Source organism: Bacillus sp. 3255 (assembly GCF_031456485.1).
GTDB lineage: Bacteria > Bacillota > Bacilli > Paenibacillales > NBRC-103111 > Paenibacillus_E.
In genome coordinates, this window is the sequence record NZ_JAVDUS010000006.1 from 199896 (window position 1) to 219237 (window position 19342).

12 protein-coding genes are annotated in these 19342 nt (G+C 54.0%); all 12 read left to right on the forward strand.

The window, feature by feature from the left end:
- Window positions 1-7: 7 nt before the first annotated feature.
- The 12 genes from J2X61_RS11570 to J2X61_RS11625 all read left to right on the forward strand — a co-directional run bounded on the left by J2X61_RS11570 (window position 8) and on the right by J2X61_RS11625 (window position 19209).
- Window positions 8-2392 (forward strand): glycoside hydrolase family 95 protein, encoded by a 2385-nt coding sequence (locus tag J2X61_RS11570; protein WP_310187878.1) that lies wholly within the window; start codon window positions 8-10, stop codon window positions 2390-2392.
- A complete protein-coding gene (locus tag J2X61_RS11575; RefSeq protein ID WP_310187879.1) occupies window positions 2389-3375 on the forward strand; it encodes a sialidase family protein in 987 nt (328 codons plus the stop codon). The genes J2X61_RS11570 and J2X61_RS11575 overlap by 4 nt, the downstream gene beginning before the upstream one ends.
- Window positions 3376-3509: 134 nt before the next feature.
- Window positions 3510-5666, forward strand: a complete 2157-nt coding sequence (locus tag J2X61_RS11580) for an MGH1-like glycoside hydrolase domain-containing protein (RefSeq protein ID WP_310187880.1) — start codon at window positions 3510-3512, stop codon at window positions 5664-5666.
- Window positions 5663-6730, forward strand: coding sequence for a sialidase family protein (locus J2X61_RS11585; protein ID WP_274469946.1), 1068 nt, complete (start codon window positions 5663-5665; stop codon window positions 6728-6730). Before J2X61_RS11580 ends, J2X61_RS11585 begins: the two co-directional genes overlap by 4 nt.
- Before the next feature lie 108 nt (window positions 6731-6838).
- On the forward strand, window positions 6839-7729 hold the full coding sequence (locus J2X61_RS11590) for an AraC family transcriptional regulator (RefSeq protein ID WP_274469945.1): 891 nt from the start codon (window positions 6839-6841) through the stop codon (window positions 7727-7729).
- 198 nt (window positions 7730-7927) lie between these two features.
- Window positions 7928-9049 (forward strand): ABC transporter ATP-binding protein, encoded by a 1122-nt coding sequence (locus J2X61_RS11595; RefSeq protein ID WP_274469944.1) that lies wholly within the window; start codon window positions 7928-7930, stop codon window positions 9047-9049.
- Window positions 9050-9067: 18 nt separating this feature from the next.
- On the forward strand, window positions 9068-12043 hold the full coding sequence (locus tag J2X61_RS11600) for an extracellular solute-binding protein (protein WP_310187882.1): 2976 nt from the start codon (window positions 9068-9070) through the stop codon (window positions 12041-12043).
- Entirely contained in the window at window positions 12030-13004 is a 975-nt protein-coding gene (locus J2X61_RS11605; RefSeq protein WP_274469942.1) for a carbohydrate ABC transporter permease, read from the forward strand. Before J2X61_RS11600 ends, J2X61_RS11605 begins: the two co-directional genes overlap by 14 nt.
- Window positions 13005-13904, forward strand: a complete 900-nt coding sequence (locus tag J2X61_RS11610) for a carbohydrate ABC transporter permease (RefSeq protein ID WP_274469941.1) — start codon at window positions 13005-13007, stop codon at window positions 13902-13904. It begins immediately after the preceding gene.
- An 18-nt stretch (window positions 13905-13922) separates the two neighbouring features.
- Window positions 13923-15365: a DUF5605 domain-containing protein gene (locus tag J2X61_RS11615; protein ID WP_274469940.1), complete on the forward strand. Its 1443-nt coding sequence runs from the start codon at window positions 13923-13925 to the stop codon at window positions 15363-15365.
- 30 nt (window positions 15366-15395) lie between these two features.
- On the forward strand, window positions 15396-16874 hold the full coding sequence (locus tag J2X61_RS11620) for a DUF5060 domain-containing protein (RefSeq protein WP_274469939.1): 1479 nt from the start codon (window positions 15396-15398) through the stop codon (window positions 16872-16874).
- A complete protein-coding gene (locus J2X61_RS11625; RefSeq protein WP_274469938.1) occupies window positions 16849-19209 on the forward strand; it encodes a glycoside hydrolase family 95 protein in 2361 nt (786 codons plus the stop codon). Before J2X61_RS11620 ends, J2X61_RS11625 begins: the two co-directional genes overlap by 26 nt.
- Window positions 19210-19342: the final 133 nt, after the last annotated feature.

Below are 19342 nucleotides of genomic sequence, written 5' to 3' on the forward strand. Positions count from 1 at the left end.
GAATCGGATGTCGGATACAGATACGACTTTATGGTATGCGCAACCAGCCGGAAACTGGTTCGAAGCGCTCCCCGTCGGCAACGGCCGGATCGGCGGGATGGTCTATGGCGGTACGGACAGGGAGCGCATCCAGCTGAACGAGGATACGCTGTGGTCGGGGCAACCGCGGGAAACGGCGAACCCGGAGGCGGCGAAGCATCTGGATTTCGTGCGGGAGCTGATCTTCGCGGGCAAGCATGCCGAGGCGGAGGAAATCATCGAGCGCCATATGCAAGGTCCCGAGATCGAATCTTATGTGCCGCTCGGCGATCTGGACATCATTCACGACGAGGCGGGCGGCGCCGGAATTTCGGATTACCGCAGGGAGCTGGATTTGGCCGAAGGGATCGCACGAGTGCGGTATGTGCAGCAGAGCGCCGTACATACCAGAGAGCTGTTCGTGTCGGCGGTTGACCAAGTGATGGCAATTCGTCTGCATGGCGAGCGTACGCTCGGATTAACGGCCGTGCTCGGCAGCCCGCTGCAATACCAGGTGCGCAAAGTGTCGGCCAATCAGGTGATGCTCACCGGTCGCAGTCCCGTGCAAATTATGCCTAACACGATCAAGTCGGCCGATCCCGTCCTGTATGAGGAAGGGAGGGGCATCCCATTCGCCATTCGCTTGCTGGCGCTGACTGATAAAGGCAGGGTGGAGGTAAGCGGCGGGCGGATCCGAGTGATCGGCGCCGGGACCGTCACGCTGCTGTTGGCCGCCGAAACCGGCTTCTGCGGCTTCGATCAGGATCCGGCGGGAGCGGGCGATAAGCCGGCCGAAGCGAGCGAAGCAAGGCTCGCGCATGCGGCATCGCTCGGTTACGAGAGGCTGAAAGAACGCCACCTGGTCGACCATGCAGCGCAATTCGGCAAGGTGAGCTTGAAGCTTGACGGACCGGATCGCAGCGAACTGCCGACAGATGTGCGGATTCAAGCGGTGCGAAGCGGTACGGTAGACCCGGGGCTGGCCGCCCTGTTCTTTCAATACGGACGCTATTTGCTGCTCGCTTCCTCTCGTCCCGGCACGCAGCCGGCCAACTTGCAAGGCATCTGGAACGAGAGCATACGTCCTCCGTGGTGCAGCAGCTGGACGACGAACATCAATATTGAGATGAACTATTGGCCTGCGGAAGTGACCAATCTGGCGGAATGCCATCTGCCGGTGTTCGACTTGCTGCGCGATCTCCGGCATACCGGACGCAAAGCGGCGGAAGTCAATTATGGCTGCAGGGGCTGGACGGCCCATCACAATATCGATCTGTGGCGGACGGCGACCCCTGTCGGCGGATCGCCCAGCTGGGCGTTCTGGCCGATGGGCGGGGCTTGGCTGTGCCAGCATCTATGGGAGCATTATGCCTATAGTCAGGACGAAGAGTTCCTGGCTCAAGCTTACCCGGTGCTGAAGGAAGCGGCCCTGTTCGGCCTGGACTGGTTAGTTGAAAGGCCTGACGGCAGCTTGACGACCTGTCCTTCCACATCGCCGGAGAACTTCTTCGTAACGCCTGACGGACAGCGAAGCAGTGTAACGCAGGGAACGACGATGGATGTGGCGCTCTTGAGAGATTTATTCGGTCATTGCCTGGAAGCAAGCCGGATCGTCCGGGATACGGATGATGCCTTCGCCAGTCGGCTGGAGCAAGCGCTTCTGAAGCTGCCGCCGTACCGTATCGGGAAGTATGGACAGCTCCAGGAGTGGAACGAAGATTTCGAAGAGTTCGAGCCGGGACACCGGCATACCGCCCACCTGGTCGCTCTGCATCCTTTGGAGCAGATTACGCGGGAAGAGCAGCCGGAGCTTGCCGAAGCGTGCAGAAGATCGCTTGAGCGGCGCATGCAGAACGGCGGAGCGCATACGGGATGGAGCTGCGCCTGGATGATTAATCTGTGGGCACGGCTCGGAGAAGCGAGGCATGCTTCCCGGTACACGAACGAGCTGCTTGCGGGCCTGCACCCGAACATGCTGAATGCGCACCGGCATCCCAAGGTGAAGCTGAATATTTTCCAGATCGACGGAAATTTGGGGGGCGTTTCGGGAATTGCCGAGATGCTGCTGCAGAGTCATGGCGGTAAGGTCCAATTTCTGCCTGCGCTTCCTGAAGAATGGAAGTCAGGGGAGGTGAAAGGGCTCCGGGCTCGCGGGGGCTTCGAGATCGATCTGGCGTGGGAGAACGGCAAGCTGCTGCGGGCAGGCATCACATCAACGGCCGGCAAGGAGCTTCGCCTGCGTACGGCGGAGCCGTTAAGCGTGCGGCAGAACGGGCGCGATATTCCGCTTACAGACATCGGACCGGGCGTCGTTGCGCTCGGAACGGGCAAGGGCGAGCGTTACGAATTGGTTCCAAGGAGCGATGCGACATGAGTTACGGAGATGTAATCAAGGAATATATTTTTGAGGATGACAGACCTTTCCTGAGCTGTCATGCTTCGACGCTGGAGCTGCTGCCTGACGGACACGTCCTGGCGGCATGGTTCGGCGGAACGAAGGAGAAGGCCCCCGATGTTGCCATCTGGGTATCGCGCAGAACGGACGCCGGATGGACAGCGCCGCTCAAGGTAGCCGATCAGGACCATATACCGCATTGGAACCCGGTGCTGTTCCGCAGACCGGACGGCGAACTGTTCCTGTATTACAAAATCGGCACCTCCATTGAGGAGTGGGAGACCATGGTCATGCGCTCCTCGGATGACGGTTACACATGGACGGCTCCGGTGCCGCTCATCGCCGGGGATCGGGGGGGCCGAGGGGGCCGAGGCCCGGTCAAAAACAAGCCGATCGTGCTGCATGACGGCACGATTGCCGCTCCGGCGTCGTTGGAGCCGGCCTGGGACGCCTTCGTCGATCTATCCGATGACGGCGGGGAGACATGGACGCGCAGCGAGACGGTTCCGCTCGACCGCAGCGCATTGACGGGCAAAGGCATCATTCAGCCGACATTGTGGGAATCCGAACCGGGCGTCGTGCACATGCTCCTCCGCAGCACGGAAGGAGCGATATACCGCAGCGATTCGCAGGATGGCGGGAAAACCTGGTGTCCGGCTTATCCGACAGAACTGCCCAATAACAATAGCGGAATCGATCTCGTCAAGCTGGAATATGGGGCATTAGCGCTCGTATACAATCCTACCCGTCCTGAACCGGGGAAACATAAAGGTCCGAGAACCCCTCTTGTTCTAGCGTTATCTAGGGATAACGGTCTATCCTGGGAACAGGAGCTGTTATTGGATGAAGGCGAGAAACAGTACTCGTACCCTGCGATCGTAGCGAAAGGCCAAGAGCTTTATATTACCTATACCTGGAAAAGGGAGCGAATTGCCTTTCAACGGGTTAGCTTAGAACTTTGAGCAGGAATGACCTATATTCTGGGAATATTAGGACTACTATTCTACTATCGTTTTATTATATAGTTAGAGGAAAGTTAAAATAGCGACAGATATTTTAATTTTGATAGGGGCGGATTTTTCTGACTGCTAACGATTTGAATCAACGACTATATGCAGGACGGAAAACGCTTCGCACGCATCCGGGCGCTTTACTGCTCGGTTCGACGGGGGCGAGGCTGTGGGCCGATTATGTAGATCCGGTGCCTGGATTCTCCGGGCGATTCGATTTCATTCATAAAGTTAATATTCCCATATTGTTCCAAATCGATAATCATGTAACAAACAGTTATGAACCGTGCCAAACGGAATGGTATCCGAGTTACTTGCGCATGACTTATACGAGCACCCGAATGTCTCTGGAGGAGCGGAAGTTTATTTCCTGGAACGATTGCGCCGTCTCCTGTCAGACCTGGACGAACCACAGTGCGGAGGAACTCATCCTGTGGCTGCGTACGTATGCGGACGGCTTTGAGCTGCACGATGGCAAGCGCTTGCAAGGCATCTATCCCATTCCGCATTACAGCTTCGACGTCGCAGCCGCCATCTCGGTCAGCGACACGGAATTGTTAGATGGCATGCGCCTTGCGCCCGGACAATCCGCTACGTTCATCATTGCGGCGGCGCTGGGCATCTCCGGCCAGGACGAGATGAGCATGCTGCATGCTAGGGCGGCAGCGTTCACGGAGTGCGGCTGGACGGCCGATCAAATTGTCGAAAAGCAGTGCGAGGAATACCAGGAATGGTTCGATCATGCGCCGGCCTTCACTAGCAGCGACGCTCTGCTCGACAAAACATGGCTCTACCGCTGGTTCCTGCTGCGCCACAATTTGGCCGATCCGAAGTACGGCAACCTGACGTACCCGCTATTCTACGAAGGCAGGTCCCACAAGAAAAGCAAGGAACCCTTCAGCAAAGGCGGTTGGGAGTTCAGCAAGCTCATCAATCTGTCCGTTCCGCTTCATATCATGGATGCGAGATGGTACCAGGATGTCTCCTATGCGGAAGGCCCTTTGCGCAACATGGCGGAATCGCCGGGGGAGGGCGGCCAATTCTGTTGTCTGACTGTGGATACGGTGATGCATGCTTTCGCTAACTTTACTTGTTGGGCCGCTTACCAGCTGTACCTGGTGCACCGCAACCGGGATCTCATCGTCAAGTTGCTTCCTTCGTTCAAAAGTCAAATTTCGGAAGCGATTCGCGTACACGGCAACGAAAGCGATCACTTGATGATCGAATATAAACATACACGGACGGGGAAAGAGTACCAGCCTAGTTACTGGTATTTCCATAATTACCCGAAGAATCCGAAAGATAAACAAACTTATACACACCTGAAAAGAGTGGATCGAACGGTTTATCACTACTTGAATACGCTTGCATTAGCGTATATGTGCGAGATTGCCGGTGATACGCAGGCTGCCAGCTACCGCCGGTTAGCCGAAGCGATCAAGAAAGATATTCTTGAGAAAATGTGGGATGAAGAGACGGCCTTCTTCTATGATCTTCATCACGAGACGGACGAGAAAGCGTTCGTGAAGAATATCGTCGGCTTCTATCCGGCATGGGCGAAAATGATCGATGAGCCCTATAACGGTATGATCGGCCACTTGTTCAACGAGGATGAATTCCGAACGAAATGCCCGTTTCCGTCGGTGTCCGCCGATTGCCCGGCTTATTCCAAAGAGGGAGGCTGGATGGGGCATTATGTGAAAGGAAGAAACGGCTGCGTCTGGGACGGTCCGACCTGGCCCTATACGAATTCGATCACGCTCGACGCACTCGCCAAGGAGAGCAAGCGCAGAGATCATCAATATGACGACTTCTTCGCACACTCGCTGCGTGAGTATTCTTTCCTTCATTTTATGAAAAGAGATTTGAACCAACCCGGCCTTGTTGAGCATTACAACAGTGCAACAGGCGAACCGCTTAGCGATGAACAGGAATATAATCACTCGTTCTATATCGATCTCGTGATCAGCCATGTTGCCGGACTCACGATCGAGAAGGATTCGGTCATCTTGGATCCGCTGGATGCCGGCTTGGACTACTTCAGTCTGGATCGCGTGAAGGCGGCCGGAATGGAGTTTCGCATTACGTACAAGAAGCCTGGCGTGCATGCGGAGATACCTGATCTGAAGGACGGGTACCGGCTGTATGTAGACGGAGAGCTTGTATTCGCACACGATAAGCTGTGCCGAGTCGAGCTTCCGATAAGGAAATTAACGGGGACGAAAGGGGCGATCTTAACATGAGCAGATTCAATGGCGCGGTTCTGGAAGGGACTGCGGATACAACGATGCAGGAGGCCTACATTCCGGCCTTCCATCCGAATGACAATCATGCGGCTAATTTACTTGAACTGGATAATGGCGATTTGCTCTGTGTCTGGTTCTCCGGCAGCGGGGAGGGCAACCCGGATACGAACATCGTCATGTCGAGACTGGCCGCCGGGTCGCAGCAATGGTCCGAGCCGATCCAGCTGTCGGCGGATCCTGAGCGCTCCGAACAGAACCCGGTGCTGTTTCAAGCCCCGGACGGGAAGCTTTGGCTGCTCCATACGTCCAATGAACCGCACAACCAGAAAACATCCCGAATTGTCTACAGACTTTCCGAAGATCGGGGAGAGACATGGGGCGAAACAACTACGCTTGCAGACGGACTGGGAATCTTCCTGCGGCATCCTCCGGTTGTTCTGAACAACGGCGACTGGCTGCTGCCGGCATATTATTGCAAGCTCGAAGGACATTACAGCGTCGTGCTGATTTCCTCCGACGAAGGCAGGACGTGGACGGAGTACGAGGTGCCCGGCAGCACGCACCGCGTCCAGATGAACGTTGTCCAATTGGACGACGGCACGCTGTATGCGATGTTCCGCAGCCGGCAGGCTGACCGGATCTATACGAGCGTTTCGCAAGACGGCAAGAACTGGACCGTCCCGGTTAAGAGCGAGCTGCCGAACAATAATTCGTCGACACAGCTCGTGAAGCTGCACAACGGCAACTTGGCTGTCATCTACAACAATTCGACGATGGAGCGGGATCAATTCCGGTGGGTGCAGCGCAAGGGCGAATTCCGGAAGAAACCGCTCCGGACGCCGCTCACGCTTTCGATCTCGGAGGACAACGGCAAGACGTGGCCGTATTTCCGAAATGTTCAAATGGCGGATTTGGAATATAAAGAATCGGAAATCGGGTATTCCTATCCATCGATCATCGCGACGCGCGATCAACAGATCCATCTCGCTTTTTCTTATTTGCGGAAAGGAATTAAATACGTCCGAGTACCATCGAACTGGGTTCAAGAGGGATTGTCATAGCAGGAACCGGGAACGCGCGAGCAGCGTGTTCCCGGTCATCTCATCTTGCTGAGGATGCAAAGGCATGCATGCTTCCGTTCACAAATACTTGTAAGAAAAGGTGACGAAATGACTGGGAGAATCGATCATTTAAGCGGTGAATCATTTTTTGAAAATGGCTTGGACATTTTTTTGAACCGTGAATTGGAATCGTTTACAACGCTGCAGCATACGCACGATTTCGTTGAAATAAGCTTCGTCGGCGAAGGATGCGGCTATCATTACATCGATGATGAAGTGATATTCGTCAAGCAGGGCGATCTGTTTATTATCCCGGTCGGTACGTCTCACGTATTTCGCCCGTCATCCCCCAAGCAGGATAAGTTGCTGGTTATCTACAACTGTATTTTCCGAATCGATCTGCTTGTGAAATGGAAAGAACTTCTTCAGCAAGATTCCATCACCTACCATGCCATAAACGATCCGGCCAATTGCGCGCAGCGATGGCTGCATTTTCAGGATAAGCACGACACTTTTTCCGTAATCGTTCAGAACATGTACCGGGAATATTTGAAGAAAAGCCCGGGCTACGAAACGGTTTTGACCGCTCTGCTCATTCAAATGCTCGTGCTGCTTCAGCGGTTTGAAATGATTAAGGAGGCAGAGACCGCCTCGGTTCGGATGTTCGATGAGGTCGTGCATTTCATCAAGTCCCGCTACACGCACAACTTAACCGTCCAGGATGTGGCCGATTACTTTTTCTTGAGCGCCAGCCACTTTCAGCGGTTGTTTAAGAAGTCGACGGGCTTATCGTTTACACAGTATTTGCAAAATGTCAGGATACAGAAATGCTGTGAGCTGCTGAAATCCACCGATATTCCGATCTATCAGATCGCCAATCAGGTCGGATACCAAGATATGAAATTTTTCCATGCTCTATTTCGCAAAAAAACGGGTGTAACGCCAAGACAATACCGTCAAAACTTTCAGGAACTCGACGAAACCGACATCTCTTGTTAGTTTATGGAGCTGGCCATTGATATGGAGCAGCTTTTTTTGTTTGGCTGTTCCCGGCCGCAGGGACCTGAGAGCAGGATTCCCCCTATAACTAAGTAATCATCACCTATAATGCGTCCAACGCAGGGGTGTATAATAAAAACCAAGCGTATTGAAACCGTTATCAATAGTATGTTGATCTGACCTATAGGAGGTACAGTAATGGGGCGAATTCTATTAAATCATGTTGAGAAACGTTTCGGTAAAGAGAGAGCATATGCGGTAAAAGATTTCAATCTGGAGATTCAGGATGGCGAGTTTATTGTCATGGTCGGGCCTTCCGGCTGCGGCAAATCGACAACGCTGCGCATGATCGCGGGCCTGGAGGATATCACTTCGGGAGAGCTCTATATCGGAGATAAATTGGTGAACCATTTACCGCCGAAGGATAGGGATATCGCTATGGTATTCCAGAACTATGCCCTGTATCCGAACATGAGCGTGTACGAGAACATTGCGTTCGGTTTGCGGCTCAGGAAGATGGCCAAGAACGAGATCGATCAAGCGGTCAAAAGCACATCGCGCGTATTGGAGATCGAGCCTTTCCTCGACCGCAAGCCAAGGCAGCTATCCGGCGGACAGCGGCAGCGTGTCGCGCTTGGCCGGGCGATCGTCCGTAATCCGCAAGTTTTCTTGATGGATGAACCGCTCTCCAACTTGGACGCGAAGCTCAGAGTCCAGATGCGGACCGAAATCATCGCTCTGCAGAGGCAATTAGGCGTAACGATGGTCTATGTGACGCATGATCAGGTAGAAGCGATGACGATGGGACACCGTATTGTCGTCATGAAGGATGGCGTCATTCAACAGGTGGATACGCCTAAGACGATCTATAACAATCCGCGAAATATGTTTGTTGCCGGCTTCATCGGCTCTCCGCCGATCAATTTTATCGAAGGCAGAGTGCTGGAAGGCAGCGAAGGGACGCTTGAGTTCCACACCAACCGGTATTACTTGAGAATTCCACCGCGTCATGCAGACATGTTAAGAAAGCATAAGAAAGTGGAACGGACCGTCATCTTGGGGATTCGCTGTGAGAATATTCACCTGGACCCTGCAGTTCGCGAGGCCAATCCGCATTCGCAAATTACCGGGATCCAGAAGCTGAATGAATTAATGGGAGCGGATATGTATTTGTATATGGACATCGGCAGTCCTAAACTGCTCATTGCCAGAGCGCAGTCCGATCATGATTTTACAGACGGTGAGAAGCTCGTTTTAACGATAGATATGCAGAAAGCACTGTTCTTCGATAAAGATTCCACTGAGAATCTGTCGTACTAGTGCAGAGCAGCGGGAGGGATGGAGTTGAAAGCGTTACGAAGAACACGGACATGGGTGTCGATGATGTTAGCCATCGCGTGTCTAGCTGGTCCAGGGCTATCGACCTTCGCGATCGACAGCGGCACATTGCCTAAGGCAAGTACACCGGTTGTCGAAACGGAAGCGGGATCGCAGTCCACCCGAAATTTGCTGCCGGCCTATGCCGAAGTGCTTGAGGGGTGGAAGAAGAACGGGGCTTCGGTCAACCACACGGGAAAGATAACGATTAACGGAGCAAGTATATCGGCGAAATCCCCTAACGCTAATACGGCGGTAGAGGCATACAAGGGTAAGAACGGCGTTCTGGTATGGAGCGCCAAGAGTGACGAATGGGTTGAATACGATTTGGATGTTACGCAGGGCGGCTTGTATGCCATCGAGTTGTCCTATCATCCTTTCGTCGATACGAGAGACCGGAAACCGATCGCGCTAAGCTTGAGCGTGGACGGAACGGCGCCTTATCTGGAGTCCAAATCGCTTGAGCTGTACCGCCATTGGAAGGATAAGATGCCGGTTGTCCGGGATGACAACGGCGATGAAATTCGCCCTGCCGCCACGGATGTCTCCGGGTGGCAAACCTGGGAGCTTCGCGATATGTCCGGTGCTTATGCCGATGCGCTGCTCTGGAATTTGACGCCAGGGAAGCATAAGATCCGGTTGTCCGGAAGCGATCCGATGGCGCTCGAGTCGATTACGTTCAAAGCGCCTGACGTCATTGCGGATTATGCAACGGTTCGCAAAGATCAGCCGAAGGACGCTGCCGCCATTGAAGCCGAGCCGATTGTGATCGAAGCGGAGCAGGTCGCCTGGAAGAACGATTCTTCCATTACGTTAGCTTTCGATAACGATATTGCGAACAGCCCGTATGTACGTGGCAAAATTAGCTATAATACGCTCGATGGCTTGCATTGGTCGTCGAAAAATCAGGAAATAAGTTGGAATTTCGAGGTTCCTGAAGCCGGATTTTACAAAATCGCCTTGCGCCAGCAGCAGTCCTTCGTCTCGAACCGCTCTGCGTTCCGGACGATTATGATCAACGGCAAAGTGCCGTTCTCCGAGCTGAAAGCTTACCGCTTCCCATACGCAACGGGGTGGAAAGGCAGAGCGCTGGCCAACGAAGCAGGGGAGCCGTTCGAGTTCTATTTGCAGAAAGGCACGAACGCCATTTCGATGCGCGTCACGCAGGCGCCGCTCACCGCTGCTGCGGTGGACATGGATAAGGCGATTGCGACATTGGTTAAGCTGTCCGCCGATCTGCGCACGTTAACGGGCGGCGTAGACGATAAGAACCGGACATGGGATTTGAAAAAGGACTTGCCGGGCTTTGTCGAACAGCTGCAAAGTCTGAACGATAACCTCGCGGCGACGAGAGAGCAGTTAATTGCCATCAACGGCCGTTCAGATGCCTTGTCCCAAGGCTTGGTTACGGTTGGCAAAGATATTGAAACCCTGCTCAAGTACCCTGACGAAATTCCTTATGATGCAGGCAGAATGAACAAAATGCAGGGCAAGCTTGCCGAATTAGTCAAACAGCTGAGCTCTCAGCCGCTCCAGCTCGACCGTCTCTATATCGTACCGGCTAACAAGCCGTTACCGAAGATGGAAGCGACGTTCACGGAACGGATTCAAGGCTCGCTCATTAACTTCCTGAATTCGTTCCGATCTCAAGAGAACGCGACGAACACGGATGATAAAGTTCTTAATATATGGATGAACCGCGGACGCGATTATGTCAATTTGCTGCAAAGCATGGCGAATGAATCGTTTACTCCGCAAACGGGCATTAAGGTGAAGGTGAATCTGCTCAAGGACGATAAGCTGCTTCTCCTGATGAATGCCGCAGGGATGGCTCCCGACGTCGGAATCGGTCTGACGGCCGACACGCCGTTCGACTATGCGATTCGGAACGGAGCTTACAATTTGAAACAGTTCCCGGACTTCGAAGAAGTGTTCAAACAATTCGCTCCTGGCGCATGGATGCCTTATTACTATAATGGGGGCTACTATGGCTTGCCGGAAACGCAGACGTTCTCCATGATGTTCTACAGGAAAGATATTTTGCAAAGCCTCGGACTGAGCGTCCCGGACACCTGGGATGACGTATACCGGATGCTGCCGGTGCTGCAGCAGAACGGAATGAATTTCACGCCGGTCGAGCACGGCATCTTCATGCAAATGCATGGGCTTGAATACTTCAAGCAGGACGGCTCGCGCACAGGACTCAATACGGATAAAGGCTTCGAGGCGTTCAAAGCATGGACGGATCTGCAAAATAAATACGGGATCGATCAGAAAAGCGACAACTTCGTGCAGCATTTCCGCGACGGCTCGTATCCGATCGGGATTGCCGATCTGAACGGCTATCTCCAATTGACGGTTGCCGCTCCCGAACTGAACGGTGTCTGGGGCGTAGCGCCGATTCCCGGCGTCAAGCAGCCGGACGGATCCGTTGTCAGATGGACGGGGGGCAATGGCGGCGATCAATTCGCTTCAGCCATCTTCCAAAATACGAAGAAGCCGAAAGAAAGCTGGGAATTCCTGAAATGGTGGATGTCCGAAGAGGTGCAGGAGCAGTACGGCACGGACTTGGAGACGCTTAATGGCGTAACGTTCCGTTGGTACACGTCCAATGTCGATGCGTTCGTCAAGCTGCCTTGGAAGGAAGAGGACCTGCAAGCCATTCTGGAGCAATGGAAATGGTTCCGGGAAGTGGGCAAAGTGCCGGGCAGCTATTATATGGAACGCGAGCTGCTTAACGCATGGACACGAACCGTCATTGGCGGGGAAAACTACCGCACTTCGCTGGAAACCGCGATTAAAGAAGTCGACCGAGAAATCGTAAGAAAGAATCAAGAGTTCCATTTTGCCGACGCGAACGGACAATTGCTTCGTTCCTTGAACTTACCTGTCATTACAAAGCCTTGGGAAGGAGTGGATAAGTATGTTAAAAAGTGAGGTGCAGGTGCTTCCGCGGCCGCTGCATACGGTCAAAGTCCGCAAAAACAGGCTGCTGGCGGCGCTGCATACGCTTTGGCAATACAGGATTTCGTATTTATTCATCGCCCCTTTCATGATCTGCTTCATTATCTTTATTCTGCTTCCGGTATTATCCGCCTTAGCGCTCAGCTTTACGTATTTTAACGCTATCGAAACGCCTCGTTTCATCGGCTGGGATAATTTCCGTTATATGCTTTCGCAAGATTTGATTCTGATCAAATATGCGCTGCCTAATACGTTATCTTTCGCTTTAATTGTCGGCTCCGGCGGCTACGTATGCGCCTTCATGCTGGCATGGCTGATTTCCATTTTACCCGGTGTGTACCGCAAATGGTTTACACTGGCCATGTACACGCCATCCTTGGCAAGCTTAGTTGCCATGAGCATCATCTGGACGCCGATGCTCTCCAGCGACAGAATCGGATATTTGAACAGCTTCTTGCTCAAAATGAGCTTGATTAGCGAACCGGTACAATGGGTAACTAGTAAAGAGCACTTAATGACCTCGATGGTCGTCGTATCCCTGTGGAAAAGCATGGGGATCGGCTTCCTGGGCATGCTGGCCGGTATTCTCAACGTCAATCCCGAGCTGTATGAGGCTGGACGATTGGACGGCATTCGCAGCCGGTTGGAGGAAGTCTGGTATATTACGATACCGTCCACGAAACCTCAGATGCTGTTCGGGGCCGTCATGGCCATCGTCGGGGCGATTCAGCTGTCTTCTATCGGAACGGCGCTGTCCGGCATGAATCCGACACCGGAATATGCGGGCCATATGATTACGACGCATATTGACGACTACGGGTTAAAACGGTTTGAGCTCGGCTATGCGACAGCCTTGACCGTATGTTTGCTAACGATCGTTTATTTCGCCCAGAAGCTGAGCTGGAAGCTGTTCGGAACGAAGGGAGAGGAATAAATGAAACTGTCAGCATCGTTTCACAAGCTGGATTCGTGGCGCAGACGCGCAGGCTTTCGGAAGCTCAGCACATTCGAGCTGTGTACGGCATTGTTTCTCGTCGCGCTTAGCATCTTCATGCTGCTGCCGATCGTCTATATTATTAATCACGCTTTCAAGCCGTATCAGGAGTTATTTATCTACCCGCCGAACATCTTTGTAAGAGAACCGTCGCTGCAGAACTTTGCGGAACTGCTGGCCACAACCAAAGGCACGGCGGTTCCGGTGTCCCGGTATTTGTTCAATAGTGTCATTGTGACGTCGATGGCGGTTTTCCTGATCACGATGACAAGCGCGATGTGCGCTTATGCGATTTCCAAGCATAAATTCCCGGGATATAAGCTCGTATTCGGCACGATCCTGCTCACACTGGTGTTCGTTCCGGAAACCGTTGAAATCCCTAAATATTTGATCGTGAGCAAGCTGCACATTTTCGATACTTACTGGGGTCACGTTCTGCCGCTGGTCGCCGTGCCGACCGGGGTGTTCCTCATGAAGCAATTTATTGACCAACTGCCGGATGAGCTGCTCGATTCGGCGAAGATGGACGGCGCCAAAGAGCTGCGGCTGTTTATCAGTATCGTAATGCCGATGCTGATGCCCGCAGTGGCAACGATCGCCATCATCGCGTTCGACTCGGCATGGAAGGATTCAAGTACTTCAACCTCCTATATGCAGAATGAGGCGATGAAGACGTTCCCGTTCTATGTGGAAACATTAACGAGCGGGATGGCCAACAGCGTGGCCAGACAAGGCGCTGCGGCAGCGGCTGCGCTGCTCCTGTTTTTGCCTAACCTGATCATGTTTCTCGTCTTTCAAAGCAAGGTCATCGCTACGATGGCTCATTCCGGGATCAAATAAAGGAAGGACTGAACTAGCATGACTCGGCATCGCACCAAGCTGGAAGTGGAACAATGGGGACAGTTCGAGCTGACGCTGAACGGTCCTTCGGAAGGAAATCCTTATGAGGAAGTACGATTCTCTGCGAAATTTCAGTACAAAAATTATATGGCCGAACCCGACGGATTCTACGACGGGAACGGCACCTACCGGGTTCGCTTCATGCCTGACAGGCCCGGCGACTGGCGGTATGTGACCAGCAGCAGCCATGCTGAGCTGGACGGCCATAGCGGCGAATTTCTCTGCACCGCGCCGTCCGCCGGCAATCATGGAGCCGTGCGGGTGAAGGACCGGTATTTGTTCGCCTATGACGATGGGACGCCTTATATGCCCTTCGGGACGACCTGCTACCATTGGACGCATCACCGTAACGAAGAGCTCGAAGAGCTCACGCTGCGGACGCTGAAGAACTCACCGTTCAATAAAGTGAGGATGTGCCTGCTGCCGACTCGGGATATGCAGCCTCCGCTCCGGCTCGCCTTCGCCGGAACGAGTCCGGAGGATCTCGACAGACGGCGGTTTAATCCGGAATTTTTCGCACATCTGGAAACTCGCATCCGCGATCTGATGGAGCTTGGCATCGAAGCCGATCTCGTACTGTTCCATCCCTATGACAAAGGGTATTGGGGCATCGACAACATGGACGCGGAGACGGACGCTTATTATTTGCGCTATGTGATCGCGCGCTTGGCTTCGTTCCGCAACGTGTGGTGGTCGCTGTGCAACGAATACGACTTTAATAAATATAAGACGGTTGCCGATTGGGACCGGCTGCTTCAATTGACTCAACGTTATGATCCGTATCAGCATCTGCGATCGATCCATAACGGAACGAAAATGTACAAATCATCGAGCTTGTATGATTTCACCAAACCTTGGATTACGCATCAGAGCATTCAGCATTGGGATGCGGAGCTGACAACCGCCTGGCGGGATGCGGTGGCCAAACCGATCGTGATCGACGAGATCTCTTACGAAGGCAACAGCTCCAGACGGTGGGGCAACATCTCCGGCGGGGAACTGACGCATCGCTTCTGGGAAGGAATGTCGCGAGGGGGGTTCGTCGGTCATGGCGAGTCGTTCATCGACCGGGAGACAAGGGCCTGGATCTCTTCCGGAGGCAAGCTGTACGGCGAGAGCACGGAGAGAATCGCGTTCTTACGCCGAGTGATGGAGGAAGGTCCCGCCGACTGGATGAAAGCCGGCGAGGAGGGGACATACAGCCTGATGTACTTCGGGCGCCATCAGTACGCTTATAAATCGCTGAAGCTGAGGCAGGACGCTGATTACGTGATTGAACTGATCGATACGTGGAATATGACGGTGACTCCTCTGGATGGCACGTACCGCGGGGAATGCCGGATTGAACTGCCTGGCAAGCCTTATATGGCGCTTCGTATTCAACGGGTTGATGTTGGTTAAAACCACAGCTCGCTTACCTGAAAGGAGGGGATGGTCCTGGAATTTACAAGAAGTGTTGAGCGCTGGGGCATGTTCGAGCTTACGTTGGACGTTCCTTCTCAAGGAAATCCGTTCACGGATGTTCGACTCAGCGCACTGTTCAAGAAAGGATTAACAGAGGGTTACGCCGAAGGCTTCTATGACGGTTCCGGCAAGTACCGAATCCGGTATATGCCGGACGAAGAAGGGGTATGGACCTTCGAAACCTCCAGTCATATCGGAGAGATGGACGGGCTCAAAGGGGAGTTTGCTTGCACCCCGGCTGCGCCGGACCGCCACGGTCCGGTTAGGGTCAAAGATGCGGCCCGCTTTCATTACGCGGACGGCACCCGGTTTATACCGTTCGGAACGACCTGTGAGGCGTGGCACTTGCAAAGCAGCGAAATGCAGGAACAAACGCTGCGAACGTTAAGCAGTGCGCCTTTCAATAAAGTTCGCATGTTCGTCTTGCCGAAGCCGCACATGCAGAATGAAGCGGAACCGGTCTTGTATCCGTTCGCAGGATCACCGGATTCGGGCTTTGATCTCACCAGGTTTTCTCCGGCGTATTTTCAGCATTTGGAGAAACGGGTGCACGATCTGGCGGCACTTGGCATCCAGGCCGAGCTCGTTCTGTTCCATCCGGATGCTGAAGGCGGCTGGGGGTTTGACCGGATGCCCGCGGAAGCGGATGACCGGTACGTTCGGTATGTCGTTGCGCGATTAGGCGCGTTCAGTCATGTTTGGTGGTCGCTAGCGGATAAATATGATGAAATGAAGCAGAAACAAACAGAGGATTGGAACCGTTTGTTCCGAATTATACAAGAATGCGATTGCGGAGGCCATTTGCGGTCCATTCATAACAGCAGCACGTGGTATGATTACGGCACGCCATGGACGACCCACGCCAGCCTGCGTCACGCGGATGTGAAAGTGATCTCGGAGTGCACCAAACAATACGGTAAACCGGCTATTATTGAGGAATGCGGTTATGAGGGCAACATGGATACCCTCTGGGGCAGTCTATCGCCTGAAGAGCTGCTATGCCGCCTATGGGAAGGCACGTGCCGCGGAGGCTATGTGATGCACGGGGAATCGTATTGGAATGCGGAGCACATTCCGTGGAGTTCGCATGGCGGGGAGCTGCATGGGAAGAGCGTCCGGAGAATCGAATTCCTCAGAAGCATTATGGAGGAGGCTCCGGCGCAGATCGCCTATACGAGCGATAGCTACGATGCCGCGACATTGTCGCTGCCAGGCGAATACTATTTGCAATATTTTGGCCCGCATCGCTTTGCCTACCGTGAATTTGCAATGGCTGAAGGAAGTTATCAAGTAGATCTAATCGATACGTGGAACATGAATATAACGAGACTCGAAGGCACTTATGAAGGGCGTTTCCGCATTCATTTGCCTGGAGAGCTTTATTATGCGATAAGAATTCAAAAAATGAGGAGTGCTGCGGATGAAACCAGCTCGCAATTCAGCTAACGGAACCAAGTTGTGGTACGAGAAACCCGCAAGATCGTGGAATGAAGCGCTGCCGATCGGCAATGGACGGCTGGGCGCCATGATATTCGGCAAAGTGAATAACGAAAGACTGCAGCTTAATGAAGACTCCGTTTGGTACGGCGGTCCTGTGAACGGCGATAACCCGGAAGGGCAGAAATATTTCCCGATGGTCCGCCAGCTGTTGATGAAAGGCAAGCAAATCGAAGCGGAGGAGCTCGCACAGATGGGGATGATGTCCATTCCCAAATCGCTGCATCCGTACCAGCCGCTCGGCGATTTCCAAATTTACCATGACGGCGAGAAGAAGATGATTTCCAATTATTATCGGGAATTGGATATCGAGCAAGGCGTCGCGCAGGTGGGGTACTGCCTGAACGATATCCTGCATACCCGAGAGCTGTTCAGCTCGGCCGTCGATCAGGTTATGGCGATCCGCATCACATGCGACCGGCCCGCCAAGTTGAATCTGCGCATGCATTTGAGCCGGCGTCCCTTCGATGAAGGCACTCAGAAAATTGCGAACGACACCCTTGTCATGAGCGGCGAGAACGGCAGAGGCGGGGTTACTTATTGTGCCGCTGTGAAAGCGGTTCCTGACGGCGGCTCAGTGAAAGCGGTCGGCGACTTCCTCATCGTTCAGGCCGAGGCGGTCACGATCTATGTAGCCGCGCAAACCTCCTTCCGTCACTCGGACCCGATCGCCGTATGCATCCGGCAGCTGGAGCATGCCGCAGGCAAAGGATACGAGAGAGTGAGAAAAGATCACGTGACCGATCACGTGAACCGGATTCAGCGCGTGAAGCTGGAGCTGGGGCGGCCCGAGGAGGATAAAGAAGCAGATATCCTGCCTACCGACGCCCGTCTGCAGCGCTTCAAGGAAGGCGGCAGCGATCACGGACTGATGGCGCTATATTTTCAGTACGGCCGCTACTTATTGATGGCGTCTTCCCGTCCGGGCTCGAACCCGGCCAACCTGCAAGGCATATGGAATGAAAGCTTTACTCCGCCTTGGGAGTGTAAATATACGATCAATATCAATACGGAGATGAACTATTGGCATGCGGAAGTGGCCAATTTGCCGGAGTGCCACGAGCCGCTGTTCGACCTCATCGACCGCATGCGCATCAACGGGCGCAAAACGGCGAAGGAAGTTTACGGCTGCCGGGGATTCGTTGCCCATCATAACACGGATATGTGGGGAGCTACCCAAATTGAGGGCAACTTCATGCCGGGCTCGATATGGCCGATGGGGGCCGCTTGGCTGACCTTGCATCTGTGGGAGCATTTCCGTTATGGGCAGGATGTGCGTTTCCTGCGTGAACGGGCTTACCCGGTTATGAAAGAAGCCGCCGAATTTTTCTTGGATTATCTATTCGAAGATGAGCAGGGGCGCTTGATTACAGGGCCGTCCACATCGCCGGAGAACAAATTTATCGGCGCCGATGGCAGCGTAGGCTGTTTGACAGTCGGGCCGTCCATGGATACGCAGATCGTCTACTCCTTGTTCCGGGCCTGTATCGAAGCTTCCGAGCTGCTGAAGACGGACGAAGGCACGCGGAACGAGTGGGAGCGGATGCTCCGCAAGCTGCCGCCGCCGCAAATCGGCAAGCACGGGCAGCTGCAGGAATGGGTCAACGATTGGGACGAAGTGCACCCGGGTCACCGTCATATCTCCCATCTGTTCGCCCTTCATCCGGGCGAAATGATCCATGTGCGCCACACGCCGGAGTGGGCGAATGCCGCCAAGCGCACATTGGAGCGCAGACTGGAAGCCGGCAGCGGCCATACGGGCTGGAGCCGGGCGTGGATCATCAACTTCTTCGCGCGACTGGAAGACGGGGAGAAGTCTTACGAGCATCTGCGCATGCTGCTCGGCCACTCCACATTGCCGAACCTGTTCGACAATCATCCGCCGTTCCAGATCGACGGCAATTTCGGCGGAACCGCCGGCATTGCGGAGATGCTGCTGCAGTCGCACCGCGGAGAGATTAACCTGCTGCCGGCACTGCCAAGCGCGTGGTCCAAAGGCTCCGTCAGCGGCTTAAGAGCAAGAGGCGGCTTCGATGTCGATATGGCCTGGGCCGATGGGGCGCTGACCCACTGCGTCATTCAGGCCAAGGCGAGCCAAGCCTGCACCGTTGTTTACAGAAACGGCCAGGGGGCTCCGCTGATCGTCGAATCCGACGGCGTGCCGGTGAAAGTGGAGGCGCATGCCGACACGATCCGGTTCCAAGCCGAGGTCGGTAAGCGCTACGTGCTTAAGCTCGGCGTGCAAACGATGGAAGGCGTTCTCAAAGAAGCTACGAATCATTGATGGATCGCGAAAGGTCACCTGTTGGGTGGCCTTTTTGTTTTGCTGTTCGATAGGCGTCAGACTCCGCCCGCTCTGGTACCTCCGCTGAGAGTAACTGGTAGCCGCATCCTTACGCATCCCCTAGCGTCCCTCG